The sequence below is a fragment of the Streptomyces liangshanensis genome (assembly GCF_011694815.1).
Taxonomy (GTDB): domain Bacteria; phylum Actinomycetota; class Actinomycetes; order Streptomycetales; family Streptomycetaceae; genus Streptomyces; species Streptomyces liangshanensis.
In genome coordinates this window covers 7,661,981-7,688,948 of sequence record NZ_CP050177.1, presented here as the reverse complement: position 1 = coordinate 7,688,948, position 26,968 = coordinate 7,661,981, and the positions used below count along the sequence as shown (strand labels likewise).

Annotated in this window: 27 protein-coding genes; 9 read left to right on the top strand and 18 right to left on the bottom strand. The window is 72.3% G+C overall.

The genetic code is table 11. The annotated features are described in order from the left end of the window. Positions 1 to 89: 89 nt before the first annotated feature. Together HA039_RS33405 and HA039_RS33400 are read right to left on the bottom strand one after the other, a co-directional pair. Positions 90 to 1,079, bottom strand: a complete 990-nt coding sequence (locus HA039_RS33405) for an MFS transporter (RefSeq protein WP_167035781.1) — start codon at positions 1,077 to 1,079, stop codon at positions 90 to 92. Between the two features lie 159 nt (positions 1,080 to 1,238). Next, complete coding sequence (locus tag HA039_RS33400) at positions 1,239 to 2,072, bottom strand: helix-turn-helix transcriptional regulator (protein ID WP_167035779.1); 834 nt, start codon at positions 2,070 to 2,072, stop codon at positions 1,239 to 1,241. Between the two features lie 197 nt (positions 2,073 to 2,269). On the opposite strand from HA039_RS33400, the gene HA039_RS33395 reads away from it, so the two are divergent. Then, positions 2,270 to 3,121 (top strand): SDR family NAD(P)-dependent oxidoreductase, encoded by an 852-nt coding sequence (locus tag HA039_RS33395; protein WP_167035777.1) that lies wholly within the window; start codon positions 2,270 to 2,272, stop codon positions 3,119 to 3,121. A 20-nt stretch (positions 3,122 to 3,141) separates the two neighbouring features. On the opposite strand, the gene HA039_RS33390 is transcribed toward HA039_RS33395, so the two are convergent. After that, on the bottom strand, positions 3,142 to 4,203 hold the full coding sequence (locus tag HA039_RS33390; protein WP_167035775.1) for a helix-turn-helix transcriptional regulator: 1,062 nt from the start codon (positions 4,201 to 4,203) through the stop codon (positions 3,142 to 3,144). Between the two features lie 176 nt (positions 4,204 to 4,379). On the opposite strand from HA039_RS33390, the gene HA039_RS33385 reads away from it, so the two are divergent. Beyond that, positions 4,380 to 4,805, top strand: a complete 426-nt coding sequence (locus HA039_RS33385; RefSeq protein WP_167035773.1) for a VOC family protein — start codon at positions 4,380 to 4,382, stop codon at positions 4,803 to 4,805. Here HA039_RS33385 and HA039_RS33380 read toward each other — a convergent pair whose 3' ends face one another. Both HA039_RS33380 and HA039_RS34290 read right to left on the bottom strand, forming a co-directional pair. Next, entirely contained in the window at positions 4,806 to 6,056 is a 1,251-nt protein-coding gene (locus tag HA039_RS33380; protein ID WP_167035771.1) for an MFS transporter, read from the bottom strand. It lies immediately after the preceding gene. A 245-nt stretch (positions 6,057 to 6,301) separates the two neighbouring features. Beyond that, positions 6,302 to 7,531 (bottom strand): RICIN domain-containing protein, encoded by a 1,230-nt coding sequence (locus HA039_RS34290; protein WP_243869945.1) that lies wholly within the window; start codon positions 7,529 to 7,531, stop codon positions 6,302 to 6,304. A gap of 220 nt (positions 7,532 to 7,751) precedes the next feature. Between HA039_RS34290 and HA039_RS33370 the strand changes: the two genes are divergently transcribed. Continuing rightward, on the top strand, positions 7,752 to 8,753 hold the full coding sequence (locus HA039_RS33370; protein WP_167035769.1) for an aldo/keto reductase: 1,002 nt from the start codon (positions 7,752 to 7,754) through the stop codon (positions 8,751 to 8,753). 54 nt (positions 8,754 to 8,807) lie between these two features. Here the strand turns inward: HA039_RS33370 and HA039_RS33365 are convergent, their stop codons facing one another. Beyond that, on the bottom strand, positions 8,808 to 11,030 hold the full coding sequence (locus tag HA039_RS33365; protein ID WP_167035767.1) for an MMPL family transporter: 2,223 nt from the start codon (positions 11,028 to 11,030) through the stop codon (positions 8,808 to 8,810). 120 nt (positions 11,031 to 11,150) lie between these two features. Here HA039_RS33365 and HA039_RS33360 point away from each other — a divergent pair, with 120 nt between their 5' ends. Continuing rightward, entirely contained in the window at positions 11,151 to 11,753 is a 603-nt protein-coding gene (locus tag HA039_RS33360) for a TetR/AcrR family transcriptional regulator (RefSeq protein WP_167035765.1), read from the top strand. A gap of 97 nt (positions 11,754 to 11,850) precedes the next feature. On the opposite strand, the gene HA039_RS33355 is transcribed toward HA039_RS33360, so the two are convergent. From HA039_RS33355 to HA039_RS33340, 4 genes are read right to left on the bottom strand one after another with little or no spacing between them, the layout of a single operon-like run. Further along, positions 11,851 to 12,759: a class I SAM-dependent methyltransferase gene (locus HA039_RS33355; protein ID WP_167035763.1), complete on the bottom strand. Its 909-nt coding sequence runs from the start codon at positions 12,757 to 12,759 to the stop codon at positions 11,851 to 11,853. 13 nt (positions 12,760 to 12,772) lie between these two features. After that, positions 12,773 to 13,924, bottom strand: coding sequence for an NAD(P)-dependent alcohol dehydrogenase (locus HA039_RS33350; protein WP_167038053.1), 1,152 nt, complete (start codon positions 13,922 to 13,924; stop codon positions 12,773 to 12,775). 2 nt (positions 13,925 to 13,926) lie between these two features. Continuing rightward, the gene (locus HA039_RS33345; RefSeq protein ID WP_167035761.1) at positions 13,927 to 15,342 is read right to left on the bottom strand and encodes an aldehyde dehydrogenase family protein; all 1,416 of its coding nucleotides are present in this window, start codon (positions 15,340 to 15,342) and stop codon (positions 13,927 to 13,929) included. 8 nt (positions 15,343 to 15,350) lie between these two features. Further along, complete coding sequence (locus HA039_RS33340) at positions 15,351 to 16,100, bottom strand: (5-formylfuran-3-yl)methyl phosphate synthase (protein WP_167035759.1); 750 nt, start codon at positions 16,098 to 16,100, stop codon at positions 15,351 to 15,353. Between the two features lie 333 nt (positions 16,101 to 16,433). Between HA039_RS33340 and HA039_RS33335 the strand changes: the two genes are divergently transcribed. Then, a complete protein-coding gene (locus HA039_RS33335) occupies positions 16,434 to 16,637 on the top strand; it encodes a hypothetical protein (protein ID WP_167035757.1) in 204 nt (67 codons plus the stop codon). 27 nt (positions 16,638 to 16,664) lie between these two features. Here the strand turns inward: HA039_RS33335 and paaE are convergent, their stop codons facing one another. The 6 genes from paaE to HA039_RS33305 form a co-directional block, all read right to left on the bottom strand. Then, on the bottom strand, positions 16,665 to 17,768 hold the full coding sequence (gene paaE / locus HA039_RS33330) for a 1,2-phenylacetyl-CoA epoxidase subunit PaaE (protein WP_208298752.1): 1,104 nt from the start codon (positions 17,766 to 17,768) through the stop codon (positions 16,665 to 16,667). Further along, positions 17,768 to 18,283: a 1,2-phenylacetyl-CoA epoxidase subunit PaaD gene (gene paaD / locus HA039_RS33325; protein ID WP_167035755.1), complete on the bottom strand. Its 516-nt coding sequence runs from the start codon at positions 18,281 to 18,283 to the stop codon at positions 17,768 to 17,770. Before paaD ends, paaE begins: the two co-directional genes overlap by 1 nt. Then, complete coding sequence (gene paaC, locus HA039_RS33320; RefSeq protein ID WP_167035753.1) at positions 18,277 to 19,107, bottom strand: 1,2-phenylacetyl-CoA epoxidase subunit PaaC; 831 nt, start codon at positions 19,105 to 19,107, stop codon at positions 18,277 to 18,279. Before paaC ends, paaD begins: the two co-directional genes overlap by 7 nt. Before the next feature lie 10 nt (positions 19,108 to 19,117). Next, complete coding sequence (paaB, locus tag HA039_RS33315) at positions 19,118 to 19,420, bottom strand: 1,2-phenylacetyl-CoA epoxidase subunit PaaB (protein ID WP_167035751.1); 303 nt, start codon at positions 19,418 to 19,420, stop codon at positions 19,118 to 19,120. After that, positions 19,417 to 20,406 carry a 1,2-phenylacetyl-CoA epoxidase subunit PaaA gene (gene paaA / locus HA039_RS33310; RefSeq protein ID WP_167035749.1) on the bottom strand — a complete coding sequence of 330 codons (990 nt, stop codon included), beginning with the start codon at positions 20,404 to 20,406 and terminating at the stop codon, positions 19,417 to 19,419. Before paaA ends, paaB begins: the two co-directional genes overlap by 4 nt. Positions 20,407 to 20,544: 138 nt before the next feature. Next, positions 20,545 to 21,768 (bottom strand): thiolase family protein, encoded by a 1,224-nt coding sequence (locus HA039_RS33305; protein WP_167035747.1) that lies wholly within the window; start codon positions 21,766 to 21,768, stop codon positions 20,545 to 20,547. A 205-nt stretch (positions 21,769 to 21,973) separates the two neighbouring features. On the opposite strand from HA039_RS33305, the gene paaI reads away from it, so the two are divergent. Together paaI and HA039_RS33295 are read left to right on the top strand one after the other, a co-directional pair. Next, positions 21,974 to 22,411, top strand: a complete 438-nt coding sequence (paaI, locus tag HA039_RS33300; RefSeq protein WP_167035745.1) for a hydroxyphenylacetyl-CoA thioesterase PaaI — start codon at positions 21,974 to 21,976, stop codon at positions 22,409 to 22,411. A 353-nt stretch (positions 22,412 to 22,764) separates the two neighbouring features. Then, positions 22,765 to 23,631, top strand: coding sequence for an NPP1 family protein (locus tag HA039_RS33295; RefSeq protein ID WP_167035743.1), 867 nt, complete (start codon positions 22,765 to 22,767; stop codon positions 23,629 to 23,631). 66 nt (positions 23,632 to 23,697) lie between these two features. Here HA039_RS33295 and HA039_RS33290 read toward each other — a convergent pair whose 3' ends face one another. After that, complete coding sequence (locus HA039_RS33290; protein WP_167038047.1) at positions 23,698 to 24,108, bottom strand: MarR family winged helix-turn-helix transcriptional regulator; 411 nt, start codon at positions 24,106 to 24,108, stop codon at positions 23,698 to 23,700. 252 nt (positions 24,109 to 24,360) lie between these two features. Between HA039_RS33290 and HA039_RS33285 the strand changes: the two genes are divergently transcribed. Further along, a complete protein-coding gene (locus tag HA039_RS33285) occupies positions 24,361 to 25,848 on the top strand; it encodes an MFS transporter (RefSeq protein WP_425086437.1) in 1,488 nt (495 codons plus the stop codon). Positions 25,849 to 25,908: 60 nt separating this feature from the next. Here HA039_RS33285 and cpt read toward each other — a convergent pair whose 3' ends face one another. Further along, positions 25,909 to 26,442 carry a chloramphenicol phosphotransferase CPT gene (gene cpt, locus HA039_RS33280; protein ID WP_167035741.1) on the bottom strand — a complete coding sequence of 178 codons (534 nt, stop codon included), beginning with the start codon at positions 26,440 to 26,442 and terminating at the stop codon, positions 25,909 to 25,911. An 89-nt stretch (positions 26,443 to 26,531) separates the two neighbouring features. On the opposite strand from cpt, the gene HA039_RS33275 reads away from it, so the two are divergent. Further along, positions 26,532 to 26,954, top strand: coding sequence for a helix-turn-helix domain-containing protein (locus HA039_RS33275; protein WP_208298751.1), 423 nt, complete (start codon positions 26,532 to 26,534; stop codon positions 26,952 to 26,954). Positions 26,955 to 26,968: the final 14 nt, after the last annotated feature.

The following is a 26,968-nucleotide window of genomic DNA, read 5'->3' as shown; positions in this document are numbered from 1 at the left end:
CCCGAAGCAAGCATCGAAACGGATGCGCGAGTGAGTGCCGGTGCGTGCGGGTGCCTGCGAATGGCTCGGGGGTGCCCGTACGTAGTCGTTCAAGAGGCCTTTCGTGTGGCTGCTCGGGTCGTCGCGCTGCGCCTGTGCCGTAGCCGACCGCCGAGTAGTACGGCGCAGGCACCCGTGGTCGTCAGACCGCCGGCGAGGAAAGCACCCCTCACGCCGGCGACCGACAGGGCCAGCCCGCCGAGTGCGGCGCCCGCCGCGATACCCGCGTTGTAGGCGCCGGAGTTCGCCGCGAGGGCGATGTCGGTACGCCCCGGCGCGCAGCGCAGCATCTCGTTCTGGGTGGCCATGAACACCGGACCGAGCGCACCACCCATCAGGACCAGGAACCCTATGGCCGCCACCGGGCGGGTACCGGCCGCGTACAGGCCGAGCATGCCCACCGCCTGCACGGTCACCGCCGTGGGCAGCGCGCTGCGCGGAAAGCGGTCCAGCAGCGCCCCGGTGATGCTCACGCCGACCAGACACGCGACACCGTGGGCGGCGTGTTCCTCGTCCGGGCGTGAGGTGGGCAGCAGGACGGCGATCGTGATCAGAGAGACGAGCCCCGGACCCGCCAGTGCGGCGACCGGCACCCGCCAGTCGGTCTGTCGGCCCAGCCACGTCCCGGCGGGAACACCGAGCACGAGGGCGAGTGAACCGGCGACGGACAGTGCCCCGACCACGCGGCCTCGGACTTCCGGTGCGAACAGGCCTACCGCGACCGGCCCCATCACCGCCCAGAACAGTGCCTGGGCGAGCGCGGTCAGCAGCCGCGACGCGAGGAGCGGCCAGTAGGAGGGGGCGAGCGCGGCAGCCAGGCTGGAGACGACGAGCGCGGCGAGCAGTCCCGTGAGGACGTGGCGCCGGGGCGCCGCGCGCACGAGGTGGGCGAGCGGCAGGGACGCGACGGCGACCGTCACGCCGTAGCCGGTGATCAGGAGGCCGACCGCCGACAGCGAGACCCGTAGGTTCTCGGAGATGGGCTCCAGGAGGCCGACCGGCAGGTTCTCCGCGGTGTTGAAGGTGAAGGCGGCCAGCATCAGGGCCGTGAGTACCGCTGATCTGTGCCGGGCCGTCGGCTGGGTCGTGGCCCTTCGGCGGCTTACGGGCCTCGCCGTCGGCGCCTGATCCGTTGTGCCTTCCATGGGCTCACCTCACCGGGGTCACCGGTCCCGCCGCAACCGAATTCGGGGGGCGCGTCAGTGGTCCTGACCGGCGTGGAGGACGCCCAGGAGTTCGAGGCGTTCGGCGGTGGCGGTGCCAGGGGCGGGGACGAAGAGCGCCAGGATCTGTGAGCGGTTCTCTTCCAGGAGCGCCTGACAGTCCAGTTCCAGGAGGCCCGTTTCGGGGTGCTGGAGGCGTTTGCGGCGGCTGCGCAGTACGGCGACGTCGTGCGTGGACCACAGGGCGGCGAATTCGGGGCTGTTCCGTAGCAGTTCGTCCACCAGTGCCCGCGCCCGCGCGTCACCTCGCCGTACGAGCGCGGAGCGGAGGTCCGCGGCCAGCATCTGTGACTCCTGGGCCCGGTCCTCGGGCGGGTATGCCGCCCGGGCGTCCGGGGACGTGAACCACCGGTAGACGACGCTGCGTTCCGGCCCTTCGAGGTCCCTGTGGTCGCCGAAGACCGCCGTCGCGAGTGCGTTCTGCGCCAAGGTCTCGCCCAGGTCGGTCATCACCTGCGCCGGCATGTCGTGCAGGCGGTCCAGCAGCCCGAGGAGGACCGGGGAGACGTGGTCGTCGGCCGGGAGCCGGTCGGGGGCGGTGTACCCCGCGAGCCGGAACAGGTGGTCCCGCTCGTCCAGCGTCAGGCGCAGCGCCCGTGTCAGGCCGCGCAGTACGGGCGGCGAGGGTTGCGGGGCGCGGGCCTGTTCCAGGCGCGTGTAGTAGTCGGTCGAGATGCCCGCGCGTACGGCCACCTCCTCCCGCCGGAGGCCGGGGGTGCGCCGCCGGGTCGAGGACACGACCCCCGCCTCGCCCGGTGTGAGCGCCTCGCGCCGCGCCCTCAGGAAGTGGGAGAGCTGTGCGGAGTCCATGGGGCCAGTGTCGCTCAGGGGGCTCGGGTCAGCCAGGGACCGCCACTCCCTGGGTAGCGCACTCCCTGGGTGGCGTCGTCCCGGGGAGGCGTTCTCCCGGGGAGGAACTCGCTCTGCCTGCGTGGCCGCGGGCCTCGGACAGTGGTGTGGAGGGGCCGGGACACCGGCCCTGTCGCGCGAACCCGAGGAGTACGGTCATGACCGATCAGCGCCGAAGGACCTGGTTCCTCACCGGGGCGTCCCGCGGGCTCGGCGCCCAGTGGGCGCGAGCCGTGCTGGAGCGCGGTGACCTGCTCGCCGCGACGGCCCGGGATGCCGCGTCGCTGGCGCCGCTCGTCGACGCGTACGGCGACCAGGTGCTGCCGCTGGGGTTCGACGTCGCGGACGCGGCGGCCGTACGCGAGGCGGTGGCGGCGGCCGAGACACACTTCGGCGGCATCGACGTGCTGGTGAACAACGCCGGGCACATGCTGGTCGGGGCGGTGGAGGAGGCGACGGACGAGCAGGTCCGCGGGCAGATGGACACCAACTACTTCGGCGCGCTCTGGACCACCCGTGCCGTCCTGCCGGGCATGCGCGCGCGGGGTGGGGGCCGTATCCTCCAGGTCTCCTCGCTCGGCGGAGTGGTCGCCTACCCCGCGCTCGGCCTCTACCACGCGTCGAAGTGGGCGCTGGAGGCCGTCAGCCAGTCGCTCGCGGCGGAGGTCGCCGCGTACGGCATTCGCGTGACACTCATCGAGCCGATCGTCTTTCACACCGGCCTGATGACCTCCTCCCCCCAGACCCGCGAGGACCCCGCGTACGCCCACGCCCGCCGGGCGCTCTTCGCGGGCGCCGCGCACATCGTGCCCGGCGATGTCGCCGCCTCGGGCCGGGCCGTACTGGAACTCGCCGACGCCGCCGAGCCTCCGCTGCGGGTGCTGTTCGGCGTCGGGGGCCTGGCCGAGGTGCGCGAGGAGTACGCGAGGCGCCTCGACGGCTGGGAGAAGTGGGAGGGGCTGTCGCGTGCCGCGCACGGGTCCGACGCCGGGGCCTCGGATGGTTCGTGACCCCCGCGCGGACGGCGGGGTCAGCCGGGTCCGCCGGACCGCGAGGCCGTGTCCTTGGTGACGGGTTGTCCGTCGCCCCGCGTGTGGGGTGGTGCTGTTGCGGCGTCGGCGTAGCGGCGGGCCAAGTGGTCGAACGCGGAGCGGAGTTCAGCCGGGGTGACGGCTTCGACGTCGGCGTCGAACCGGCCGAGGGCGGCGGCGAGAGCGGGCCATGACCACGCGCCCAGGGTGAGTCGGCAGTGGTGCGGTCCGTGCTCCTCGACCACCCCGTCGTGGACGTACGGGGCCACCTCGGACGCGGGCCGGCGGAGGATCACCTGTCCGCGGCAGGGCGGGGCGCCGGAGCCGTCCGCTCCCTGGAACCTGGCGGCGACGAAGGCGGCCACGTCGCCCCCGGGCAGGTCGCGCGGTGGGAAGCGCGGGCCGTTGGGAGTGCGCGGGGTGATCCGGTCGGCGCGGAAGGTACGCCAGTCCTCGCGGTCGAGGTCCCAGGCGACCAGGTACCAGCGTCCGTTCCAGGTGATCAGGTGATGGGGTTCCGCCCGGCGCGCCGGGGGCGAGTCGGTGTGGTCGGCGCCCGCGGGCGGCGCGGACGGGGAGGAGTAGTCGAAGCGCAGTGTCTCGCGGGCGTGGACGGCGGCGCCGAGTGTCACGAGCACGGCGCCGCCGACCTGCGGGGACGTGTGGGTCGTGGGCCGTTCGACGGCGGTGACGTGCAGGGTGTCGACGCGGTGGCGCAGCCGGGCGGGCAGGACCTGCCGGACGGTGGCCAGCGCCCGGGCCGCGGCTTCCTCGGTGCCGGCGCCGCTGGTGGCGGCGGTCCGGAGTGCGATGACCAGGGCGACGGCCTGTTCGTCGTCGAACAGCAACGGGGGCAGCTGCGTGCCGGCGCCGAGCCGGTATCCGCCGTCCGGGCCCTTGCTGGTCACGATGGGGTAGCCGAGTTCGCGGAGGCGGTCGACGTCGCGGCGCACGGTGCGCGGGCTGATCTCCAGCCGCTCGGCAAGCAGCGCACCCGGCCAGTCGCGGCGGGTCTGGAGCAGGGAGAGCAACGACAGCAACCGCGCGGATGTCTTCTGCATGGTTCCCATGGTGCGCGGAGAAGCGGCCACAACCTGACCGCTTCCGCTGCGACTGTGGTTGTCGAACCGGGCCGGACCGGCCGGGGGCCGATGCCCCCCGCGGGTCCTGGTCCGGGACGGGGCGGGACGACCCGCACCCGTGCCGATTGCTGTTCACGAGAGGCGAGGAGCCCATCATGTCCGTCAACGCGGTGACCCACCTGAACTTCCGAGGAGATGCCCACGCGGCGCTGGACTTCTACCGGTCCGTCTTCGACGGGGACCTGTCCGTGGTCACCTACCAGGACGCCGGGAGCGTCCAGGACCCGGCGGAGGCGGACCAGGTGATGTGGGGCCAGGTCGTGGCCGACAACGGATTCCGGGTGATGGCCTTCGACGTGCCGTCGAGCCGGCCGTGGGACCGGGGCGAGAACGCGTTCTTCCTCTCGCTGCGCGGCGAGACGGCCGAGGAGGTCGCCGCGTACTGGGAGAAGCTCGCCGAGGGCGCGAGCGTTCTTCAGCCGCTGAGCCCGGCGCGGTGGGCTCCCCTGTACGGCATGCTCCAGGACCGCTTCGGTGTCACGTGGGTCGTGGACGTGGCGGTCGCGTACGAGGCGGGCTGATCACGCCGCTCGGTCGGGTGGAGGGGTGCGTCGGTCCATCCGGCGCCATGTGGGGAAGAGCGTGGGTACGAGGGTGGCGAGGAGGTACGCGGCGCCGACCACCAGCATCGTGGTGAACAGCCCCGCCGAGTCCGCGAAGTAGCCGGCGGCCAGGCCGCCCAGTGGGGTGACCGCCAGGACCGAGGCGGTGGTCGCGCTGAGTACGCGGCTGCGTAATCGCTCGGGCACGATCTCGTACGTCACCGTGGTCAGGATGGGGTTGATCATTCCGAACGCGGCACCCTCGACCGCCATCGTCACGGCCAGCGGGGCCACGGTGTCGCTCCAGGCGGCGACGGCGAAGCGCGGCATGCCGCCGACCAGGAACGCGATCGTGAACACCGGCCATCGGCGGAAGCGGCTGCCCACCGCGCCGTAGACCAGCGCGCCCGCCAGTGCGAAGGCGGAGAACGTCGCGTTCAACAGGCCCAGGTCGGCGGCGCCGCCGAGTTCCTCGCGGGAGTGGACCGGAAGGAGCACGGCGCTCCAGGCCTGGTCGAAGCCCCTGGTGGCGAGTGTCATGAGGCAGATGCCGAGGAGCAGAGGGGTGCCGAGGATGAAGCGGTATCCCTCTGCCCACTCCCGGCGGTAGGAGCGGACCGACGCCGGCTCGGGCCCCCTCGGGGGTCGGGCCTCGGGCAGGCCGCGCAGGCCGAAGGCGAGGAGCGCGGCGGACACGGCGAAGGTGGCGGCGTCCAGTAACAGGACGTTCCGCGCGCCGAGGAGGGCGATGAGCACGCCTCCGACCGCCGAACCGATCATCCCGGCGGATCGTGAGGCCCCGTCGTACCACCCGGCGGCGCGGGCCAGCGGCATTCCCGCGCGCTCGGCGAGCGTGGGCAGCAGCGCGCCGCGCGCGGTCATGCCCGGAGCGTGGAAGAGACCGGTGACGGCCATCAGCGCGCACAGCACCCAGAATCGCAGCAGCCCGGCGTGGTCCAGGAGCGCAATGGCGGCGACCGCTGCCCCGCAGATCACGTCGGACACGATTCCGACCTTCAGCCTGCCGATGCCATCGATCAACGGGCCGCCGGCCAGGGCCGAGAGCATCACGGGCAACACCGAGCAGAACGCGACGATCCCGGCCTTGGCGGCGCTTCCCGAGCTCTCCAGGACGAGCCACGGAACACCCATCCCGGTGAACACACTGCCGGTGAGGGAGATGACGTTGGAGGCCAGCACGGCGGTGAAGGGACGGCGGTCAACAGGCAAGGGCGGCTCCCCGACAGCTCACGGCATGCGGACGCGCCCCATGCTGACACGGTCACGAGGGTGTGGGCACGGCGTTTTCCCGCTGCTGGGAACCGCGTTCGTGACCACCTGCCGGGGGCGGTACGAGGAGGACCGGGGCCGCTTCGCTGCCCGCGTACCGTCGGCGGACAGTACGCCTCGGCGTGGAAAGCTCAGCGGCCCCGGTGGCGAGGTGTGGTGACCGGCCGGTTGCTACGGTCGGGGGGTCAGGCGGGGAGGGTGAACTGTTGGTTGGTGCCGCCTGCGCAGGTCCAGATCTGTAGTCGCGCGCCGTTGGCGGTGGAGCGGTCCACCACGTCGAGGCACTTGCCCGACGCCGGGTTCACGAGGGTGTTGCCCGTGCCCTTCTGCCACTTCTGGGCGCCGCTGCCGTTGCAGTCGTACAGCTGCGCCTTGGTGCCGTTGGCCGTGCCGGCCGCGGTGAGGTCCAGGCACTTGCCGAGCGCCCGGAGCGAACCGTCGGAGGCGACCGTCCAGCGTTGCGCGGTGGAGCCGTTGCAGTCGTAGAGCTGGACCGCGGTGCCGTTGGCGCTGCTCGCCGCCGCCACGTCGACGCACTTGCCGCCGAGGCCGGTGATCTGGCCGGCGCCGCCCGTGGGCGGGTTGGGGTCACCGGTCGGCGGTGTGCCCGCGTACGGGTCGGCGATGATGGTGACGGTCCGGTTCTGGACGCCCCAGTTGTCCGCCTGGGTCCCCGGCGGGAGCCAGACGTCGACGGTGTTGTTCTGGATCCAGGTCCCGATGTCGGCGGCGTAGCAGGTCCCGTACCCGGGGACGGTGAAGTACGTGCCCCACGGGATCACCCGCGGATCGACGGCGCAGACGCCGAGTTGGGCCTTGTAGCCCGACGCGGTCGTCCCGGTGTCGTTGTAGGCGGTGACCTTCATGTCGATCGTCCGGCCGGCCGGTGTCGTCCACGGGACCACCACGCCGCTGGAGTTGAGCTGGTACGGCGCCGAGAGCCGGCCGGTCGACGGGTCGGTGGCGCTCTGGTCGGACAGGGCGATCACGTTGTAGTAGGCGTTCTCGCAGGGCGCGGTGTCGGTGATGGTGATGGTCGGCTGGTCGAAACCGAGGAGCCAGGCGATGGGCTGGCCGTTGCGCCACAACCGGTAGGACTGGGCGCCGGGAACGCGGTTGAAGGTGACGGCGACCCGGCCGCCCACCAGGGAGCCGGTGACTCCGGTGGGGGCGGGGAGCCGCTGGGTGAAGTTGACCGCGGGGGACGTCTGGAGGGGAGGGATCCACGGGGACACCGGCCGTACCGGCGGGACCACGTCGCTCCAGAACTGACAGGCCGGCAGCGCCGCGGTGGGCGCGGCGGCGGCGGGCGGGGTCAGTCCCGGTACCAGCATGCCGAACAGTGCCAGTGTGAACGCCACGGCGGCGATCACACCGAACCGGGTCCGGCCGATTTGTTCCCTAGTCGTGAACATGATCAGGACTATGGTTCAGACCAATGCGGCCGGTCAATGGCGGGTACATGCCATAGGCGGCCACACGCCGCTCAGGGTTCGGCGCGCCTGCGATCACCCCCTCGACTCGGCACGGCGGGACGACCGGGTGTTTGCATGTCCACCACTGAGGACATACGATGTCCTCAGTGGTGGACATGCGGTCGCATGCCATCGTCGAACCGATCCACGAAGGTGCACGATGACCATTCCCCAGCGCGTCCTCGGTACGGCCGGCGCCACCGTCGGGGCCGTCGGATACGGAGCCATGAGCTTCGCCAAGCCGTACGGGCAGACGGACAACGACACCGACGACACCCCGTACGACCTGATCGGCCGGGCACTGGACCTCGGCGTCACCCTCATCGACACCGCCGACGTCTACGGCCCCAGTGAAGAGATCATCGGCAAGGCCGTCGCCGGGCGTCGGGACCAAGTGGTCCTGGCCACCAAGTTCGGCATCGTGCGCCCTCTGGGTCCCGACGGTCCGCCGGTGATCAACGGGCGGCCGGAGTACGTGCGCGAACGGGCCGAGCGGTCCCTCACCCAGCTCGGCACCGACCACATCGACCTCTACTACCAGCACCGCGTCGACCCCGACGTCCCGATCGAGGAGACCGTCGGCGCCATGGCCGAACTGGTCGCCGAGGGCAAGGTCCGGCACATCGGCCTCTCCGAGGCCGCACCCGACACCATCCGCCGCGCCCACGCCACCCACCCACTCGCCGCGATCGAGACCGAATGGTCCCTGTGGTCACGCGACATCGAGGACGAGGTGTTCCCGCTCTGCCGCGAACTGGGCATCGGCGTCGTCCCGTACAGCCCCCTCGGCCGCGGCATGCTCACCGGCAACATCACCTCGATCGACGACCTGCCGGCCGACGACTACCGCCGCACCATGCCCCGCTTCTCCCGCGAGGCCTTCGCCACCAACCTCGCCGCCGTGGCGGTGGTCAGGGAGATCGCCCGGGCACACGACGCCGCACCCGGACAGGTGGCCCTCGCCTGGCTCCTGGCCAAGGCACCCGACGTCGTCCCCATCCCCGGCACACTCCACACCACCCGCCTGGAGGAGAACGCGGGCGCCGCCCACCTCACCCTCACGGGCGAGGAGTTCGCACGGCTCGACGCACTGAAGGTCGTCGGCGAGCGCGAGACCGAGATGGGGCACAACTGGTCGTACGGGGTCACTCCGCCGCGCTGAGAACCGCGCCGGGAGCCGCGCCGGAAGTGGTGCGCGAAGCGGCCGGGCGGACGGTCAGCCCTTCCCGTCGGCCGTCACCAAGTCCGGCTGCCCGGAGGCCTGTCGGGGAGCGTTCAGGCGCGCGCCTTCGAGGTCCACGTCGGGCAGCCGCCGGGCGAGACCGGCCAGCAGCCACCAGGCGGCGTGCCGGGTCAGCGCCAGCACGGCCGGGACCAGTGTCATCCGTACGACGAACGCGTCCACCAGCACACCGAGGGCGAGGGCGAACGCCACCTGCTTGAGGATCATGCCCTCGCTGCTGATGAACGCGGCGAACACGGACACCATGATCAGGGCCGCCGCGGTCACCACGCGCGCACTGTGCCGGGCGCCCATGTGGATGGCGTGCAGGGGCCGGCGGGTGTGCGCGTAGGACTCGTGGATGCGGGAGACCAGGAACACCTCGTAGTCCATGGCCAGCCCGAACAGCACGGCCATGACCACGACCGGCAGGAACGACGCCGTCGGGGTGGGCGCGTCGACCCCCACCAGGCCCCGGAAGTGACCGTTCTGGAAGACGCTGACCGTGGCGCCCAACGTCGCCGTGACGGACAGCAGGAAGCCCGCCGCGGCCTTCAGCGGGACGACGAAGGAACGGAAGACGATCAGCAGGAGCACCAGGGACAGGCCGACCACGACGGCGCCGAACGGCACGAGGGCGGAGCTGAGTTGGACGGAGACGTCGATCGACACCGCCGTCTGGCCCGTGACGCGGATGCCCGCCCCCGTCTCCTCGGAGATCCGCTCGGCCCGGTCGCGGATCGTGGTCACCAGGTCCTTGGTGCTCTGCGCGTCGGGCGCGCCCCGGGGCACGATCTGGACGAGGGCGTACGTACCGGAGGCGTTCAGCTTCGGCGGGGCGACGGCGGCCACGTCGTCGAGGCCCTTCAGGTCCTTGGCGATGGTCGCGGCCGCGTCCTTGGGTGACGTGGTGTCACGCGTGTCGGCCAGGACGACGAGGGGGCCGTTGAAGCCGGGGCCGAAGGTGCGGGAGACGGTGTCGTAGGCCGCGCGCTGGGAAGTGTGCGCGGGCGCCGAGCCGTTGTCGGGCAGGGCGAGGTTCAGGTCCTTCGCGGGCCAGGCCAGGGCGCCGAGGGCCGCGAGGACGGCGAGCGTGGTCAGCCAGGGCTTGGCGGTGGCGAGGCGGACCCAGCGTTCGCCGAGGTTCGCCGCCCGGTCGTCCGGTCCCGCGACGGCCGTCTCCCGTCCAGCGGCGCGTGATCCGGGCTTCGGTACGAGGCGGGTGCCGACGACGCCGAGCAGGGCCGGCAGCAGGGTGAGCGCCACGGCGACGGCGGCCAGCACGGCGAGGGCCGCGCACAGGCCCATCACCGTGAGGAATGGGATGCCGACGACGGAGAGCCCGGCCATGGCGATGATGACGGTCAGTCCCGCGAACACCACGGCGCTGCCCGCGGTTCCGGCGGCCAGGGCCGCCGATTCCTCCGGGCTCTTCCCCTCGGCGAGGTGGGAGCGGTGCCGGGAGAGGATGAACAGGGCGTAGTCGATCCCGACCGCGAGGCCGATCATCAGGGCCAGGGTGAGGGCGGTGGAGGAGATGCCGACCAGCCCGGTCAGGGCCAGCACGCCGCCCACACCGACCAGGATCCCGGCGAGCGCGGTGAGCAGGGGCAGGCCCGCCGCGAGCAGGGACCCGAAGGTGACGGCGAGGACGAGCACGGCCACCAGCACGCCGATGAGGTCCTGGGCGCCCGGTTCGGCGCCGCCTCCGCCGAACGCGGAACCGCCGAGGTCCACGCGCAGACCCGCCGCCCGGGCCGGGGCGGCGGTGGCGTCCAGCTTGTCCAGGCTGTCCGCGTCCAGGTCGTTCTTGGCCACGCGGTAGCCGACCTGCGCGACAGCGACCCTCCCGTCGGGCGAGACGGTGCCGGTCGCCTCGGGTCCCGTCACACCGGCGACCTGCGGGGCGCGGGCCGCCTTCGCCAGGGTGTTGTCGATGGCCTCCTTGAGAGGCGCTTCCTCGACACTCCGGCCTTCGGGGGCGGTGAACACGAGCTGGGCGCTGGTGCCCGCGGAGGAGGGGAACGCCCGGCCCATGACGTCCAGGGCCTTCTGGGACTCGGAACCGGGTATCGAGAACTCTTCGTTCAGCTTCCCCACCCCGCCGAACAGGGCGCTCACAGCGATCACGGCGGCCATGAGGGCCAGCCAGGCAGCGAACACGGCTCGGCGGCGGCGGAAACAGGATCGGCCGAGCCGGTACAGGAGGGTGGCCATGGGTGTGCTCCAGGAAGAAGGTCGCGGAGAAGCCGGGCGCAAAAGTGGCAGCGCTGCCATGTTAGCCCAAGTGGCAGCTCTGCCACTTTCTGGGGCCCCGGAGCTTGCGATAATCCATGCATGGACAGCCCTGGACTCCGTGAACAGAACAAACAAAGGACGCGCCGGGCCATCGAGGAGGCCGCGGCGCGCCTCTTCGGGGAGCGAGGGTTCGAGCACACCACGGTGCGCGACATCGCGGCGGCGGCCGGGGTCGGGGAGCGGACCTTCTTCCGTTACTTCCCCTCGAAGGAGTCCCTGATCGTGGGCCAGGTCCGCGACCTGATCCCCCGCCTGGCCCTGCTGCTGCGGGAGCGTCCGGCGGCCGAGGCCCCGTACCGGGCCATGTGCAACGCCGTGCTGACGCTGGCGGCGGAGTACGAGGTGCCGCCCGCCATCTTCATGACCGGCTCGCCCAAGGATCTGACGCCGACGTCGTCCCGGACCGACCGGCTCCTGCTGAGGGACCTGGAGCACGCGGTCACGGCCGCCATCGAGGAGCGGTTGGGCGCCGGCCCCGACTCCCCCGAGCTGCGCCTGCGGGCCGCGGTCAAGGCGCGGGCCGGTGTCGCCGCGCTGCGCGGGCTCCTCGCGGTCCAGACCCCGAACACGCTGACGACGGGCCTGACCATGAAGCAGCTCACGGCCCTGGTGCAGGACGCGTTCGCCGCGCTGAACGACTGACGGGTGGGCCCGGCGACGCCGCCGGACCCACCCGTACCGATGCCAAAGCCCGCCCTGCCCGCGCCGGTTCAGCCGGTACGGAGGGCCGGCGGCGGCGTCACTGCCGGGGTTTGTCCGCGAACACCCACCGGTTGCCCTCCAGCGCGTCGTTCTCCTCCGGCAACGGACCGCGCCCGTGGAAGCGGGTGAAGTCGAACGGGGTGTGGACCGCGGTGGACCAGCCCTTGACCGCCAGGTCACCGGCGGAGTCGGGGCGCGGCCGCAGGTCGAACAGGTTGAGCAGGTCGATGCCGATCTGGTGGTGGGTCGCGGTGTACAGCGGGCTGTCGCGGTACTCCAGCAGGTCCCGTTCGAGCTTGACCTCGAACGCCAGGGCGCTCCCCGGCGAGGCCAACCGGTCGACCGTGTCGATGAGGTACGTCTCGGCGACGGGCGGCAGGTAGAACAGCAGCCCCTCGGCCAGCCAGACGCTCGGCGCCGCCGTGTCGAAGCCGGCGCCGGCCAGCGCGGCGACCCAGTCGGCCCGCAGGTCGACCGGGACGGTGACACGCTCCGCCCTGGGGCGGGCCGACAGCCCGTCGAGGACCTCGTGCTTGAACGCCAGGACGCCTTCCCGGTCGATCTCGTAGACCACGCAGCCGGGGGGCCAGTCGAGCCGGAACGCCCGGGTGTCCAACCCCGCCCCGAGCAGCACCACCTGCCGGGCGCCGCCCTTGCGGACGGACCGGAGGACGAAGTCGTCGAGGACTCTCGTCCGCAGGCCGAAGTACCGGGCGAACCGCCCCCACAGCGGGTTCGCGTCCCCGTCCTCCACCTGGTGCGGGCGCACCGGCCAGGCGGCCGACGCGGGCGCGGCGCGCACGAAGTGCTCCGCGTAGACGTCACGGGCCAGGGCGTCGTGGCGGTGGGTCTCGATCGCCCGTGACGCGGCGACCAGGAGAGCGGTCACGCCGACGCCTCCTTCCACGCCTTCCACTTCGGTGTCGCGAGACGTTGTGCCGGTCACCTGTTCTCCCTTGTCACATGTTCTCCCTGGTCGCACGTCGGGGGGTGCTGCCCCGGGCTCGTCCGGCGGACGGGGCCCGGGGCAGCAGGACGGGTTTGACGACGCGGCCCGCCTCGCAGTCGCGTTCCGCCTCGTTGATGTCGGCGAGTGGGTACGTACGGATCAACTCGTCGAAGGGGAACCGCCCGGCCTGCCACAGCCCGGTCAGCCTCGGTATCAGGAGTCCCGGCACCGCGTCCCCCTCGCAGATGTGGGAGATCCTCCTTCCCCGGTCCAGCACGCCCGGTTCGAGCGGCAGTGTGGTGTGCAGCCGGGCCACCAGACCGAGGTGTCCGGTCGGGCGCAGGGCCCGCAGCGCGTCGTTGATCAGCCGGGCGGAGGCGGTGGTGTCCAGCGCGAACCGCGCGCCGCCGTCGGTCAGCCGCCGGATGCGGCCGGGCAGGTCGCCCGACGCGGCGTCCAGCGCGGTCGCGCCGAACCGCCGTGCCAGGGCGAGCCGTTCGGGGTACCGGTCGACGGCGACGGTCTCCGCGCCGCAGGCGGTGGCCGCCATGACGGCGGCCAGGCCCACGGCTCCCGCGCCGAAGACCGCGACGGTGTCGCCGGGCCCGACGCCGAAGGAGTGGAGGACCGCGCCGGCGCCGGTGAGGAATCCGCAGCCGAGGGGGCCGAGGAGTTCGACGGGCAGCGAGGGGTCGACCCGTACGGCGTTGCGGGCCGCGACCACCGCGTACTCGGCGAACGAGGACTGGCCGAACCACCGGGGAGCGAGGGCACCGCCCGCCTTGTCGGTGAACCGCGCCGCGTTCTCGGCGCGTCCGCCGAAGAGGTTGAGCGAGGCGAAGGAGTCGCAGTAGGCGGGGGCCGCGGCGAGGCAACTCCGGCAGTGTCCGCAGGAGTCGAAGCTGAGCACGACGTGGTCGCCCTCGCTCAGTCCGGTGTGCGGGCCTCCTGTCCCCACGACGACCCCGGCTCCCTCGTGGCCGAGTACGGCGGGAAGGGGTGAGCGCCCCGCCGAGCGCCGGACCGCGAGATCGGTCCGGCACATGCCGGTGCCGGCGATCCTGACCAGGACCTCTCCGTCGGCCGGGACCGGGTCGAGGTTCACCTCCTCGACGGTGAACGGGCTGTCGTACGAGCGCAGCACCGCCGCGCCGAATCTCATCGTCACGCCTCCAGGGGACGGTGGACGACAAAGGGTCTGAGGTTGCCGTAGAGCCCCCACTGCCCGCCCGCGACGCCGACGCCGCTGTCCTTGATGCCGGCGAAGGGCTGGGCGAGGGACAGTTCGGCGTGGTGGTTGACCCAGGCCGTCCCGCACTCCAGCCGGTCGGCGACCGCCTGGGCCCGGTCGAGGTCGGTCCCCCACACCGAGCCGCCCAGGCCGAACCCGGTGCTGTTGGCCGCCTCGACGGCGTCGTCGAGGTGTTCGTACGGCAGCACGGGCAGGACGGGGCCGAACTGCTCCTCCGTCACCACCGGGCTGTCGGGCGGGACGTCGGCGAGGATCGTCGGGGCGTAGAAGTAGCCCGGCCGGTCCAGCCGGTGGCCGCCGGCCACGGCCCGGGCGCCGTCCGCCAGGGCCTGGGCCGTGCGGTCCTCGATCCGGGCCAGTTGGGGGGCGTTGTTGAGCGGGCCCAGCTGCGTGCCCGGGTCGAGGCCGGGTCCGACCACCACGCTCTTCGCGTGCCGAGCGAGGGCCTCGACGACGTCGGAGTAGAGGGCGGCCGGGGCGTAGACGCGTTTGACGGCCATGCAGACCTGCCCGCAGTTGCGGAACGCGGCCCAGAACAGCCGGTCCGCGATCCGCTCCACGTCCGTGTCCTCCAGCAGGATCGCGGCGTCGTTGCCGCCGAGTTCCAGGGTGACCCGGGCGAGCGAGGCCGCCGCGCCCCGCGCGACGGCCCGCCCGGTGGCGGCGGAACCGGTGAAGGTGACGTGCCGGATGCCCGGGTGGGAGGCGAGGCGGGCGCCGAGGGGTTCGTGGCCGGTGACGACGGTGAGCACGTCCTCGGGGAGGACGGAGGAGACGACGGACGCCAGCAGCCGGGTGGCGAGGGGGGTGAAGGGGGACGGTTTGAGCACGACCGTGTTGCCCGCGGCGAGCGCGGGCGCGAACTTCGCCGAGGCGAGCTGGAGGGGGAAGTTCCACGGGACGATCGCGGCGACGGGCCCGAGCGGCCGCCAGCGGATCTCGCCGCGTACCGGACGGCCGTCCGTGATCAGCCGGGTCTCCGGGGTCAGGCCCGCGAAGTGCCGCAGGCGGGCGGCCGTGCGGTCGACCTCCGCGTACGACTCGGCCAGGGGTTTGCCCTGTTCCCGGGTGAGCAGCGGGGCGAGGTCCGGCCCGGCCGCCTCGACGGCGTCGGCGGCCGCGAGCAGTGCGCTGGTACGGACGGTGGAGTCGGTGCGCCAGTCCCGCCAGGCCTCCTGGGCCCCGCGGACCGCGGCGTCCAGGTCGTCGGGCCGCTGGTCGGGGGCGTCCTCGAAGGCCTCGCCCGTCGCCGGGTCGACGACGGCGAAGCGCTCACGGCTCGGCGTCCCGGATATGCCGGGTGGGTGCGGGGGGCGGCGTAAGGTCATGCCGGGCCTCAGCTCGCGGCCGCGGCGGCGTGTTCCTGGGCGTGCCGGTCCATCTCCGCCCGGAAGGCGGCCACCAGGTGCGGCTGGATCCTTCCCGCGTTGCGGTCGCCCCCCTCGCAGACGGCCCCGCGCACCCCGACGATGTCCGTACCGATGCGGGTCAGGGCGCCGAGGTCCGCCGCTTTCACACTGCCGGCGAGGGCCGCGAGCAGCCCGGCCTCGTGGGCGAGGCGGACGAACTCGCCGCAGGCGTCCGGCGGTACGTGGTCGAAGAGCCGCGTCCCGTCCTTGATCGCGGTGTCGAGCATGGCGGCGTCGGCGCCGGCCCGGTGGGCGATGTCGGGGAGCGCGAGCGGGTTGACGCAGCCGATCCGGTGGGCGTCGGCGTACCCGGAGGCGACCACCAGCGCGTCGGGCCGGTAGTCCTTCACCGCGCGGACGACCCCGCGCATGACCTCGATGGCCTGGTCGGGGGTGGTGCAGCCGTACAGGCCGACCTTGATGTACGTAGCTCCCGAGACGGCCGCGCCGAGGGCCGCCTGGGCCACCGTCCCCGGCTTGTACGGCACGTCCCCGACCGTCGCGGACACCGGCTTGCCGGCCGGGACCGCGTCACGGATCTCTCTGATGACCCACGGGAAGTTCGCGCCGAGCGATCCCTCGTCGGGCTTCTTCACGTCGACAATGTCCAGGTATTCCGCGGCTTTCGCGCAATCGAGGGCTTCCTCGACACCGTCCGGAGAAATGAGAAGCAACAACGTGCACTCCTTTCCTCGCACACCCGTCCGCGGGGCGGACGGGCATACGGAAACGACCGGATTCCTTGCGGTCCGTTCATCATCACCGGGTCGTACGGCCCTCGGTAGAGCGCACGGAACCCGGAGAGGAATGGCCCCTCACCACTCAATGCGCCGTGCACGCCCGGTGCCGCGCGCCGCGTACACCAGTCCGAATCGCGGCCCGAATCCCCGTCCGAATCCCCGTCCGAATCGCGGGGACGGGCTCCGGTGGCGAGCGGTGGGGCGCCGTGAGATCGTGTCGACCGTTGGGTCGTGCACCGGGTTGTACGGGGGGCCGAGGAGGAGAATCCGATGGCCATGGAAGCGCTGAGCAAACTGATGGACCAGATTTCTCCGGCCCATCAGGAATGGGTCGAATCATTGTCGAGAGAACGGCAGCTCGAACTGCTGAAGATGTGGGAGGACCACGGCGGGAACACCGAGCTGGGCAATATCGGGTCCGACAGCAACAGTGTGGATCCGGACGCGCTGATCGAGAAGTTCCGGAAGCACTGACCGGGCACGGACACCCCGGCCGCTGCTTCAGCTGTCGTAGTCGACGCTCACTGTTTCCGAGACGGGGTAGGTCTGGCAGGTGAGGACGTATCCGGCGTCGACCTCGGCCGGTTCGAGGGCGTAGTTGCGGCGCATGTCCGCCTTGCCGTCGGTGACCAGGGCGCGGCAGGTGCCGCACACCCCGCCCTTGCAGGCGAAGGGGAGGTCGGGGCGGGTCTTCTGGGCGCCGTCAAGGATGGTTTCGGTGCGGGCGAGCGGGCCGGTGGTGGTGCGGCCGTCGAGTGTGAGGGTGACCTGGCTGACCGGGCCCTCGGCGGCGGCGTCCACGTGGCGTGTCTCGCGTACCGGCTCGTCGTCGGCGAAGAACAGCTCGCGGTGGACCCGGTCGGCGGGGACGCCGAGCCCGGTCAGGACGCGCTGGGCGTCGCGGACCATGCCGTGGGGGCCGCACAGCCACCAGTGGTCGGCGTCCGCGACGTCGACCAGCCCGGCGACGAGGGCGGCGAGGCGGTCTGCGTCGAGGCGGCCGGTGAGCATCTCGGCCTCGCGCGGTTCGCGCGACAGGACGTGCGCGAGCTGGAAGCGGGTCGGGTAGAGGTCCTTGAGGTCGGCGAGTTCGTCGGCGAACATCACCGAGTTGGTGCGGCGGTTGCCGTAGAAGAGGGTGACCCGCGAGCGGTCGTCGGCGGCGAGGACCGACTCGGCGATGGAGATCATCGGGGTGATCCCGGAACCGGCCGCGACCAGGACGTGGTGGCCGTGCGTGGTGAGGTCGGGGGTGAACGCGCCGGTGGGGGCCATGACGTCGATGACGTCCCCGGGCTTCACCTGGTGGACGAGCCAGGACGAGAACAGGCCGTCGGGCACTTCCCGCACCCCGATGCGCGGGAGGGTGCCGGCCGGGGCGCAGATGGAGTACGAGCGCCGCTCGTCGCGTCCCTCGACCTGGCGGCGCAGGGTGAGCGCCTGCCCGGGGGCGAAGGCGAACTCCGCGGCGAGTTCGGCGGGGATCTCGAACGCGACGGAGACCGCGTCCTCGCACAGCCGCCGTACCTCGGCCACGCGCAGGGGGTGGAAGGCGGGCCGGCGCCGTGGGGCCCGTGCGGGTGCCGGGCTCAACAGGTCTGCCATCAGATCTCCTTGACGTACTCGAACGGCTCACGGCAGGCGCGGCAGCGCCACAGCGCCTTGCACGACGTGGCACCGAACCGGGAGGTTTCCTCGGTGTCCGCCGAACCGCACAAGGGGCAGCCCACCTGTGCGCGCGTCGGGGAGAGCACCAGGGGGACGGGGCCGGGCGCGTGCCGGGGGGCGGGACCGGGCGGGGCGATGCCGTGCTCGGCGAGCTTGCGGCGGCCCGCAGGGGTGATCCAGTCCGTGGTCCACGGCGGGTCCAGGACGGTACGGATCTCCACGTGCGCGTACCCGGCGGCCCTCAGCCGGGTCGCCACCCCGGCGCGCATCTCGGCCATGGCGGGACAGCCGGAGTAGGTGGGGGTGAGGGACGCGACGATCGTGCCGTCGTCGCCGGCCTCGACTCCGCGCAGCACCCCGAGGTCGGCGAGGGTGAGCATGGGGAGTTCCGGGTCGGGCACGCCCTCGGCGATGTGACGGGCGCGGCGGACGTCCACCGTACCGGTCACCATGTGCCCTCCGGGTGGGCCCGGGCCACGGACTGCAACTCGGCCAGCAGCGGGGCGAGGTGTTCGGTGTGGTCCCCGTCCCGGCCGGATCCCGGGAGCGGCTGCCACGCGGGCAGGGGGAGTCCGGCGGCGTCGAGGACCTGGCGCAGGATCGCGAGGACTTCTTCGCGGACGTCGTACGCCGAGAACAGCTCGCCCAGGTACGGCGCGACCTGCCGCAGCGCGGTGCGTGTGCGCCGGTGCGACTCCTCGGTGCCGTCGCCAAGGCGCAGCGTCCAGTCGGCGGCCCACTGGCGGTGGTACGTCAGCTCCTTCACGCCCTTGACCGCGATGGCGGAGAGGACGGGGTCCGCGGTGGTGGTGAGCCGCTGGAAGTGGGCGAGCCGCCAGGTGGACAGGACCAGGAGTCGTACGACGCTGAACGCGAAGTCCCCGTTCGGCAGTTCGGCCAGGCGTACGTTGCGGAAGGCGGCGGGGTCGCGGAAGTACGCGTAGGCGTCCTCGCCGCGGCCGGTGCCGTCGGCGTGGCCGGCCCGGGTGTACAGCAGACGGGCCTGCCCGAGCAGGTCGAGCCCGATGTTCGCGAGGGCGACGTCCTCCTCCAGCTCGGGGGCGCGGGTGGTCCACTCCGCGAGCCGCTGGGCACTGATCAGGGCGTCGTCGCCGAGCGCGAGACAGGTCGCGGTGAGGTCCGCCCGATCGACGCCGCCGGGGATGGTGGTGTCCACGCCGTGCAGGGGGTCCTCGAAGCCGGTGCCGAACGCCCACCGGGCGTCGCCGTCGTCGTGCCCCTCCGCGAGGGTCATGTAGACGTGGTCGTCGGTCATGCCCGGGCTCCTAGATGTGGGGGACGTCGTCGGGGATGTCGTAGAAGGTGGGATGCCGGTACACCTTGTCGGCGCTGGGCTCGAAGAAGGGGTCCTTCTCGTCACGGGTCGAGGCGGCGATGTGCGCCGAGCGCACCACCCAGATGCTCACGCCCTCGTTGCGCCGCGTGTACAGGTCCCGGGCGTGGGTGAGGGCCATCCGGTCGTCGGCCGCGTGGAGCGAGCCGACGTGGACGTGGTTGAGCCCCCGCTTGCCGCGCACGAACACCTCGTACAGCGGCCAGCCCGCCCTCGACTCCTGGATCTCGCTCATGCCGCCGCTCCTTCGCGCGTCCGTGCCGCCTGCTTCGCCGCGTGCGCCGCGGCCGCCTCCCGTACCCACGCGCCTTCCTCGTGCGCCTCGCGCCGCCGCCGGACCCGCTCCTCGTTGCACGGCCCGTCGCCCGTGATGACGCGCGTCAGCTCGTCCCAGTCGGGGGTCCCGAAGTCGTGGCGGCCCTCCGCCTCGTTCCACCGCAGTTCGGGGTCCGGAAGGGTCACCCCGAGCTTCTGGGCCTGCGGCACGGTCATGTCCACGAAGCGCCGGCGCAGCTCGTCGTTGCTGTGACGCTTGATCTTCCACGCCATCGACGCCGCCGAGTTCGGCGAGTTCCCGTCCGGCGGGCCGAACATCATCAGCGACGGCCACCACCACCGGTCCACCGCGTCCTGCACCATCGCCCGCTGCGCCTCGGTCCCGCGCATCATCGTCATCAGCAACTCGTAGCCCTGCCGCTGGTGGAAGGACTCCTCCTTGCAGATACGGACCATCGCCCGGGCGTACGGACCGTACGAACTGCGGCACAACGGCACCTGGTTGCAGATCGCCGCGCCGTCCACGAACCAGCCGATCACGCCGACGTCCGCGAAGGTCGGGGTGGGGTAGTTGAAGATCGACGAATACTTCTGGCGGCCCTCGATCAGGCGCGTGGTGAGGTCGTCCCGGTCGACGCCCAGGGTCTCGGCGGCCGAGTACAGGTAGAGGCCGTGGCCGGCCTCGTCCTGGACCTTCGCGAACAGGATCGCCTTGCGGCGCAGCGAGGGGGCCCGGGTGATCCAGTCGCCCTCCGGCTGCATGCCGATGATCTCCGAGTGGGCGTGCTGTGCGATCTGCCTGATCAGCGTCTTGCGGTAACCGTCGGGCATCCAGTCCCGCGGCTCGACGCGCTGGTCGCGCGCGATCGTGGCCGCGAAGGACTCCTCGTACTCCGCGAGCGCCGGTTCGGCGTGCACTGCCGCGCCGGACTGTGTGTCATCCATGCCATCTCCCCAACCGACCATTCGTTCGGTTCACCGTTCGAAGCATTCTACGGCCTTCCGCGCGCCGCGCGGGGTCGGCGGCGACCGCGTCCCGTGCGGGCGGTGCGCCGGCCGGCGGGATACGCGGGGGCGCGGCGCTCATACGCGCTCCACCAACATCGCGACGCCCTGGCCGACGCCCACGCACAGGGTGGCGAGGCCCTTGCGGGCGTCGGCCCGTTCCAGCCGGCCGAGCAGGGTGAGGACGAGGCGGGCGCCCGAGCAGCCCAGCGGGTGGCCGAGCGCGATGGCCCCGCCGTCGGCGTTCACCAGGTCCTCGTCGAGTCCGAGACGGCGTACGACCGCCAGCGCCTGGGCGGCGAATGCCTCGTTCAGCTCGATCGCGTCGAGGTCCGCGGTCTGCCAGCCGGCGCGGGCCAGCACCTTCCGGGTGGCGGGCACGGGGCCGAGGCCCATGACGTTGGGCTGGACGCCGGCGGAGGCGGAGGCGACGATGCGGGCCCGGGGGGTGAGTCCGTAGCGGGCGACGGCCGAGGCGCTCGCCACGACGAGCGCGGCGGCGCCGTCGGAGAGCGGCGAGGAGGAGCCGGCGGTGACGATGCCGTCCTCGCGGAAGATCGTGCGCAGGGCGCCGAGCTTCTCGAGCGTGGTGGTGGGGCGCGGGCCCTCGTCGCGGGTGACCTCGCCGTCCTTCACGGGGACCGGCACGATCTCGCGGTCGAAGTGGCCCGCCTCCTGGGCGGCGAGGGCCCGCTGGTGGCTGCGCAGGGCGAACGCGTCGGAGTCGGCGCGGGTGATGCCGTCGAGCGCGGCGACCTCCTCGGCGGTCTCCCCCATCGACAGGGTCACCTTCGTGGTGCGCGGGTCGGCGCCCGCGGGCACGGCGCGGTCGGCCGCCGCGAACCGGGGGTTGGTGAAGCGCCAGCCCAGGGACGTGTCGAACACCTGGCCGGGCTTGGCCCATGGCGTGCCGGGCTTCTCCATCACCCAGGGGGCGCGGGTCATCGACTCGACGCCGCCGGCGACCACGAGGTCGGCCTCGCCCGCGCGGATCGCCTGGGCGGCGGAGGCGACGGCCGTCAGCCCGGAGGCGCACAGCCGGTTGACGGTGTAGCCGGGCACGGTGTGCGGCAGCCCGGCCAGCAGGACGGCCATGCGCGCCACGTCCCGGTTGTCCTCACCGGCCTGGTTCGCGGCGCCGAGGATCACCTCGTCCACGGCGTCCCCGGGGACGCCCGCGCGGCGGACGGCCTCGCCGACGACGAGGGCGGCCAGGTCGTCGGGGCGTACGGACGCGAGGGCGCCGCCGTAGCGGCCCTGCGGGGTACGGGCTCCGTCGATCAGGTAGACGTCGTCAGGCATGGGCGGGCTCCTCGGCGGGGACCGGGCGGCGGGACGGGTGGGTGGCGGACGGGACCGCGACGCGGGCGGGCCCGGGGAACACGGCGCCGGGCGGGCTTTCCCGCTGCATGTGTCCCCCTCTTGACAGGCGAGGTTCGTGGCTGGGTAACGTAACCGCTCCGAACGCTAACCGAATGTTCGGTCGGGACACAAGACGGATGGAACGATGACACGAGCCACCCCCGCCGAGCCGGATCCCGTCGTGTCGATGTTCGCCGCGGACGAGGCGTCCCGGCGCCTGGGCATCGAACTGCTGGAGCACGGCGACGGGACCGCCGTGACGCGGATGACCGTCACGGCGGCGATGGTCAACGGGCACGGGATCGCCCACGGGGGCTACTTGTTCCTCTTCGCCGACACCGCCTTCGCCTGCGCCTGCAACGGGCACGGCCCCGTGACGGTCGCCGCCGGGGCGGACGTGGACTTCGTCGCCCCCGCGCGGGAGGGCGACGTCCTGACGGCCGTCGCGGTGGAGCGGGTCCGATTCGGCCGCAGTGGCCTGTACGACGTGACGGTCCGGCGCGGTGACGACGTGATCGTGGAGTTCCGCGGGCGCAGCCGCGGCCTCAGGAGTACGCCGGGGGCGGACCGCCGGGAGGCGTGACCCGGCTTCCGCCCGGCCCGGGACGGACTCCCGCCGCACGGGCCGCTGAGCACAACAGCCTTGGGGGCGGGTGGACTTCGAGGATCTGGTACGGGGTGTCCTCCCGTGGAGGGATTGTCCTGGTGGGAGCCCTCGCCGACGGGCGCCCGGCGCAAAGACATCCTGTCGCAGCCATTGATCATGTCTATGTCATCCGGTTTCCTTGCCTTGTTCAGGCGTCGGCCCGTCGGTGCCGGAACAGTCGCGACGTGTGTGGTGCGTCGGCGCGGGTCCCCGCGCGGATGCCGGATCGCTCCCCCCGTGCCGACCTGATGTCGCGTCATGGGTCTTGAGTCCTGCGAGGAGAGTCAAGAATGAGAAGTCTTCTGCGCCAAGCGCCTTCGGTCGAGACGGAGGTGAGGTCGTCGGGTACGTCGGACGCGCCGGTCGCCGCCTCCCGGCCCTCCGTCCTGAAGCGCGGGGCGGCCCGGTTCGCGACCGTGCTCGGTGCCACGGTCCTGGCCGTCGTCATCCCCGCGTCGATGGCTCACGCCGATCCGCCGCGCAACCTGCCGCAGAACGCCGGGGGTTGGGAGCAGTCCTTCTCCCCCGCCTACGACTACGACACCGACGGCTGCTACGCCACGCCGGCGATCGGCCCTGACGGAACGCTCGCCCCCGGGCTGAACACGACGGGCGCGGTCAACGGCAGCTGCCGGGACCAGTCGGACCTCGACAACTCCCAGACGTACGCCCGCTCGAAGTGCAACAACGGCTGGTGCGCGGTCGTGTACGCCAGCTACTTCGAGAAGGACCAGGCTGTCGCGGGCAGCGGCCTCGGGGGCCACCGCCACGACTGGGAGCACGTCATCTCCTGGATCAACCAGTCCACCAACCAGGTGGAGTACGTGACGACCACACAGCACAGCAGCCAGGTGACCTACCCCCGCTCGCAGGTCCGCTTCGACGGGACGCACCCGAAGGTCGTCTTCCACAAGGACGGGCTGTCCACGCACTTCTTCCGGCTCGCCAACAACAACGACGAGCCGCCGGAGAACCACTACCACAACTGGCGCTACCCGCCCCTGGTGGACTGGAACGGCTGGCCCACCACGGCGCTGCGCGACAAGCTGATGAACGCGGACTTCGGTTCGGCGACGATCAAGATCAACGAGGGTAGGTTCGTGGGCCTGCTCACCAACTCCAAGCCGGCCGGTATCGCGTTCAACCCCCAGGGCTGACAGGCGAGTTACCGTAACGGACAGCCGACCCCGGGCCGGCAGTGACGCCATGGCGTCGCTGCCGGCTCAGTCGCGTGGCCAGGGGCGGCCGTCGAGGCGTTCGATGTCCCGGTTCAAACGCGAGAGGCCGTCGGCCAGTTGGGCCGCGTCGGCCGGCGTCCAGGCCTCCAGCAGTCTGGCCAGACCGGCCACGTTCTCGGCCCGGTCCCGGTCCAACCGCCGCTCCCCTTCCGGCGTGATGGCGAACCGCCGGGCCATGCTCCCCTCGGGGTCGGGGATGCGCTCGACCGTCCCGGCCCGCAGCATGGCGGCGGTCTGCCGGTTGAGGGTGGACGCGTCCAGCCCGAAGGCGTCGCTCAGCCGGCCGATCGACATCGGGCCCTCGGCCCGGATGCGGCTGAGCACGGTGTAGGCGCTGCGGTCGAGCCGGCCGCCGCCCCGGGCGGCGAGCAGGTGCAGGTACCGGCCGAGAAGCATGGCCTCGAACTCGATCCGCTCCAGGGGCTTTCCGGACGCGTCGGGGGTCGGGGCGGCATCAGGGGTGTCGGGCGTCTCGGGGCTGTCCAAGGAAGGGTCACCGCGGGTTCTCTTCGGCGTCGGATCCTGCTCTCCCCTCCCTCCCTATCACAGCCTTGATGCACCGTGCACATTTCATGCATGGTGCATGTCTCATGCATGGCACACGCTTCATGTATGGTGCACATCGAGCACCCGTGGTGGCGCTCCGCCATGACCTGGCAGACCAACAGGGAGACATCCGTGGACAGTTCCCAGCCCGCAGCCCGCCCCGGTGGCGTGGTCGGCATCCTCGCCTTCGCGGGCATCGTGGCCGCGATCACCCAGACCTTGGTGGTGCCGCTGATCGCGGAGCTGCCGAAGCTGCTCGACACCTCGGCGTCCAACGCCTCCTGGGTCATCACCGCCACCCTGCTCGCGGCGGCCGTCGCCACGCCCGTCGCCGGACGGCTCGGCGACATGTACGGCAAGCGCCGCATGCTGCTGGTCTCCCTGGTGCCGCTCGTCGTGGGCTCGGTGGTGTGCGCCCTGTCGTCGTCCGTCGTCCCGATGATTGTCGGTCGCGGCCTCCAGGGCGTCGGCATGGGTGTGGTCCCCCTCGGCATCAGCCTCCTGCGCGACGTGGTGCCGGCCGAGAAGCTCGGCTCGTCCATCGCGATCATGAGCGCGTCGATGGGCGTGGGCGGTGCGCTCGGCCTCCCCTTCGCCGCCGCGATCGCGGAGAACACCAGCTGGCGGGTGCTGTTCTGGGTCGTCGCCGCCCTGGCCCTGGCCGTCGGAAGCCTCATCTGGGCCTTCGTCCCCGCGGGCGGCGAGGCCACCGGGTCGAAGGGCTTCGACGTGCTCGGCGCCATCGGGCTGGGCGCCGGCCTGGTCTGCCTGCTGCTCGCCGTGTCCAAGGGCGCGGACTGGGGTTGGGGCAGCGGCACCACCCTGGGGCTCTTCGCGGCCGCCGTCGTGGTGCTGCTCGTGTGGGGTGTGTGGGAACTGCGTATCAGCGAGCCGCTGGTCGACCTGCGGGTGACCGCCCGCCCCCAGGTCCTGATGACCAACGCGGCCTCGGTGCTGGTCGGTTTCGCGATGTACGCCCAGTCCCTGGTCGTACCGCAGCTGCTCCAGCTGCCGAAGTCGACCGGTTACGGCCTGGGGCAGTCGATGCTCGCCATGGGTCTGTGGATGGCGCCGGCCGGCCTCATGATGATGATCATGTCGCCGCTCGGCGCGAAGCTGTCGGCGGTCAAGGGCCCGAAGGTCACCCTGGCCGTGGGCAGCCTTGTCATCGGCGTGGGATACGGCCTCTCGCTGCCGCTGCTCGGCTCGGGGTCCCCCTGGAGCCTGTTGGTGGTCACCCTCGTCTGCAACACGGGCGTGGGGTTCGCGTACGGCGCGATGCCGGCCCTGATCATGGGCGCCGTCCCCCTGTCGGAGACGGCCTCCGCCAACAGCTTCAACACACTGATGCGTTCGATCGGCAGCTCGGTCTCCGCCGCCGTGATCGGTGTGGTCCTGGCGCAGATGACCACCGACTTCGGCGGGTACGCCCTGCCGTCCGAGGACGGCTTCCGTGCCGCCATGCTCATCGGATGCGGTGTGGGGCTGGCGGCGGCGGTGGTCGCCGCCCTCATTCCGGTACGGAGGACCACGCCGGCCGGGTCCGCCCCGGCGCCGGTCCCCGCGCCCGAGGCCGCCGCGCAGGCCTGACGGACGTCTCGTACGTCAGGGCGTCCGCCGGCGCGGGCGGGGAGGGAGGGGCGGCCTCGGCTAGGTGACGCGGGCCGCGATGGACCGTGCGCAGTCCAGGGACTCCGCGTGGGTGGTGTCGATCTCCAGGTCGTAGACCACGCCGCGGTGGACCAGGTCCGCCTGCGCGGCGGCCATTCCCCTGGCCCGGTCGCCGCGCGCGATCTCGCGGCCCTCGGCGACCGGGGTCTCGCACCGGACGCCCACCCACAGCACGTCCAGTCCGACCAGGGCCTTGCGCCACCGCTCCTGGGATTCCGGGCCGCCGAGGAAGACGTCGTCCACGATGACGCCCACGCCCGCGCGCGCCGTCGCGGCGACGCCCTCCATCCAGGCGGCCTCCAGTCTGAGGAACTCCGCTCCGAGGTTCACACCCCCGTCCGCGGTGAACTCGATGCCGGCGTCCGAGCTTCTGAGGGAGGCGGGCATCGCGTCGACCAGCGAGTCGATCGCGGCGGCGAGCCACGGGTCCGGCAGCACTGCCTGGAGACACCGGACGATGCCGGACTTGCCCGAACTGGAACCGCCGTTCAACACGATCACCTGAGTTGTCACCGGGCCACGGTAGAGGCAACCACCGCGGCGGTCGAAGCCATTTCCGCCTCGACTGTCGCGGCGGATCGGCGCCGTGGTGTGATGGCCGGGTGAGCCGGGCCGCAGAAGAGACCAACCGCCGCATGCTCCGCGCGCGGGACGCGATGGACCACGCGTACGCGCGGCCGTTGGACGTGCCGACCCTGGCCCGGATCGCCCTGGTGTCGGAGGCGCACTTCGCCCGTACCTTCCGGGCCACCTTCGGCGAGACGCCGCACCGCTACCTCCAGCGCCGCCGGGTGGAGCGGGCGATGTTCCTGCTGCGGGACACCGACCGCAGTGTGACGGACATCTGCTTCCAGGTCGGCTTCGGCAGTCCGGGGACCTTCAGCCGCACGTTCCGCGACATCGTGGGCCGGTCACCGAGGACGTACCGGAAGGAGGCCCGGGCCGCCAGGGAGGCCAGGGAAGCGGCGGCCGCCAAGGGGGTGCCCACGTGTTTCACCATGGCGTGGACCCGGCCGAGCGCCTGAGCGTCCCCCGCACC

Excerpts from the sequence above, each read along its gene's own strand:
- HA039_RS33405 (WP_167035781.1), bottom strand. The coding sequence starts at position 1,079 with ATGCTGGCCGCCTTCACCTTCAACACCGCGGAGAACCTGCCGGTCGGC.
- HA039_RS33400 (WP_167035779.1), bottom strand. The coding sequence starts at position 2,072 with ATGGACTCCGCACAGCTCTCCCACTTCCTGAGGGCGCGGCGCGAGGCG.
- HA039_RS33395 (WP_167035777.1), top strand. The coding sequence starts at position 2,270 with ATGACCGATCAGCGCCGAAGGACCTGGTTCCTCACCGGGGCGTCCCGC.
- HA039_RS33390 (WP_167035775.1), bottom strand. The coding sequence starts at position 4,203 with ATGCAGAAGACATCCGCGCGGTTGCTGTCGTTGCTCTCCCTGCTCCAG.
- HA039_RS33385 (WP_167035773.1), top strand. The coding sequence starts at position 4,380 with ATGTCCGTCAACGCGGTGACCCACCTGAACTTCCGAGGAGATGCCCAC.
- HA039_RS34290 (WP_243869945.1), bottom strand. The coding sequence starts at position 7,531 with ATGTTCACGACTAGGGAACAAATCGGCCGGACCCGGTTCGGTGTGATC.
- HA039_RS33370 (WP_167035769.1), top strand. The coding sequence starts at position 7,752 with ATGACCATTCCCCAGCGCGTCCTCGGTACGGCCGGCGCCACCGTCGGG.
- HA039_RS33365 (WP_167035767.1), bottom strand. The coding sequence starts at position 11,030 with ATGGCCACCCTCCTGTACCGGCTCGGCCGATCCTGTTTCCGCCGCCGC.
- HA039_RS33360 (WP_167035765.1), top strand. The coding sequence starts at position 11,151 with ATGGACAGCCCTGGACTCCGTGAACAGAACAAACAAAGGACGCGCCGG.
- HA039_RS33350 (WP_167038053.1), bottom strand. The coding sequence starts at position 13,924 with ATGAGATTCGGCGCGGCGGTGCTGCGCTCGTACGACAGCCCGTTCACC.
- HA039_RS33345 (WP_167035761.1), bottom strand. The coding sequence starts at position 15,342 with ATGACCTTACGCCGCCCCCCGCACCCACCCGGCATATCCGGGACGCCG.
- HA039_RS33335 (WP_167035757.1), top strand. The coding sequence starts at position 16,434 with ATGGCCATGGAAGCGCTGAGCAAACTGATGGACCAGATTTCTCCGGCC.
- paaE (WP_208298752.1), bottom strand. The coding sequence starts at position 17,768 with ATGGCAGACCTGTTGAGCCCGGCACCCGCACGGGCCCCACGGCGCCGG.
- paaD (WP_167035755.1), bottom strand. The coding sequence starts at position 18,283 with ATGGTGACCGGTACGGTGGACGTCCGCCGCGCCCGTCACATCGCCGAG.
- paaC (WP_167035753.1), bottom strand. The coding sequence starts at position 19,107 with ATGACCGACGACCACGTCTACATGACCCTCGCGGAGGGGCACGACGAC.
- paaB (WP_167035751.1), bottom strand. The coding sequence starts at position 19,420 with ATGAGCGAGATCCAGGAGTCGAGGGCGGGCTGGCCGCTGTACGAGGTG.
- paaA (WP_167035749.1), bottom strand. The coding sequence starts at position 20,406 with ATGGATGACACACAGTCCGGCGCGGCAGTGCACGCCGAACCGGCGCTC.
- HA039_RS33305 (WP_167035747.1), bottom strand. The coding sequence starts at position 21,768 with ATGCCTGACGACGTCTACCTGATCGACGGAGCCCGTACCCCGCAGGGC.
- paaI (WP_167035745.1), top strand. The coding sequence starts at position 21,974 with ATGACACGAGCCACCCCCGCCGAGCCGGATCCCGTCGTGTCGATGTTC.
- HA039_RS33295 (WP_167035743.1), top strand. The coding sequence starts at position 22,765 with ATGAGAAGTCTTCTGCGCCAAGCGCCTTCGGTCGAGACGGAGGTGAGG.
- HA039_RS33290 (WP_167038047.1), bottom strand. The coding sequence starts at position 24,108 with ATGCTTCTCGGCCGGTACCTGCACCTGCTCGCCGCCCGGGGCGGCGGC.
- HA039_RS33285 (WP_425086437.1), top strand. The coding sequence starts at position 24,361 with ATGACCTGGCAGACCAACAGGGAGACATCCGTGGACAGTTCCCAGCCC.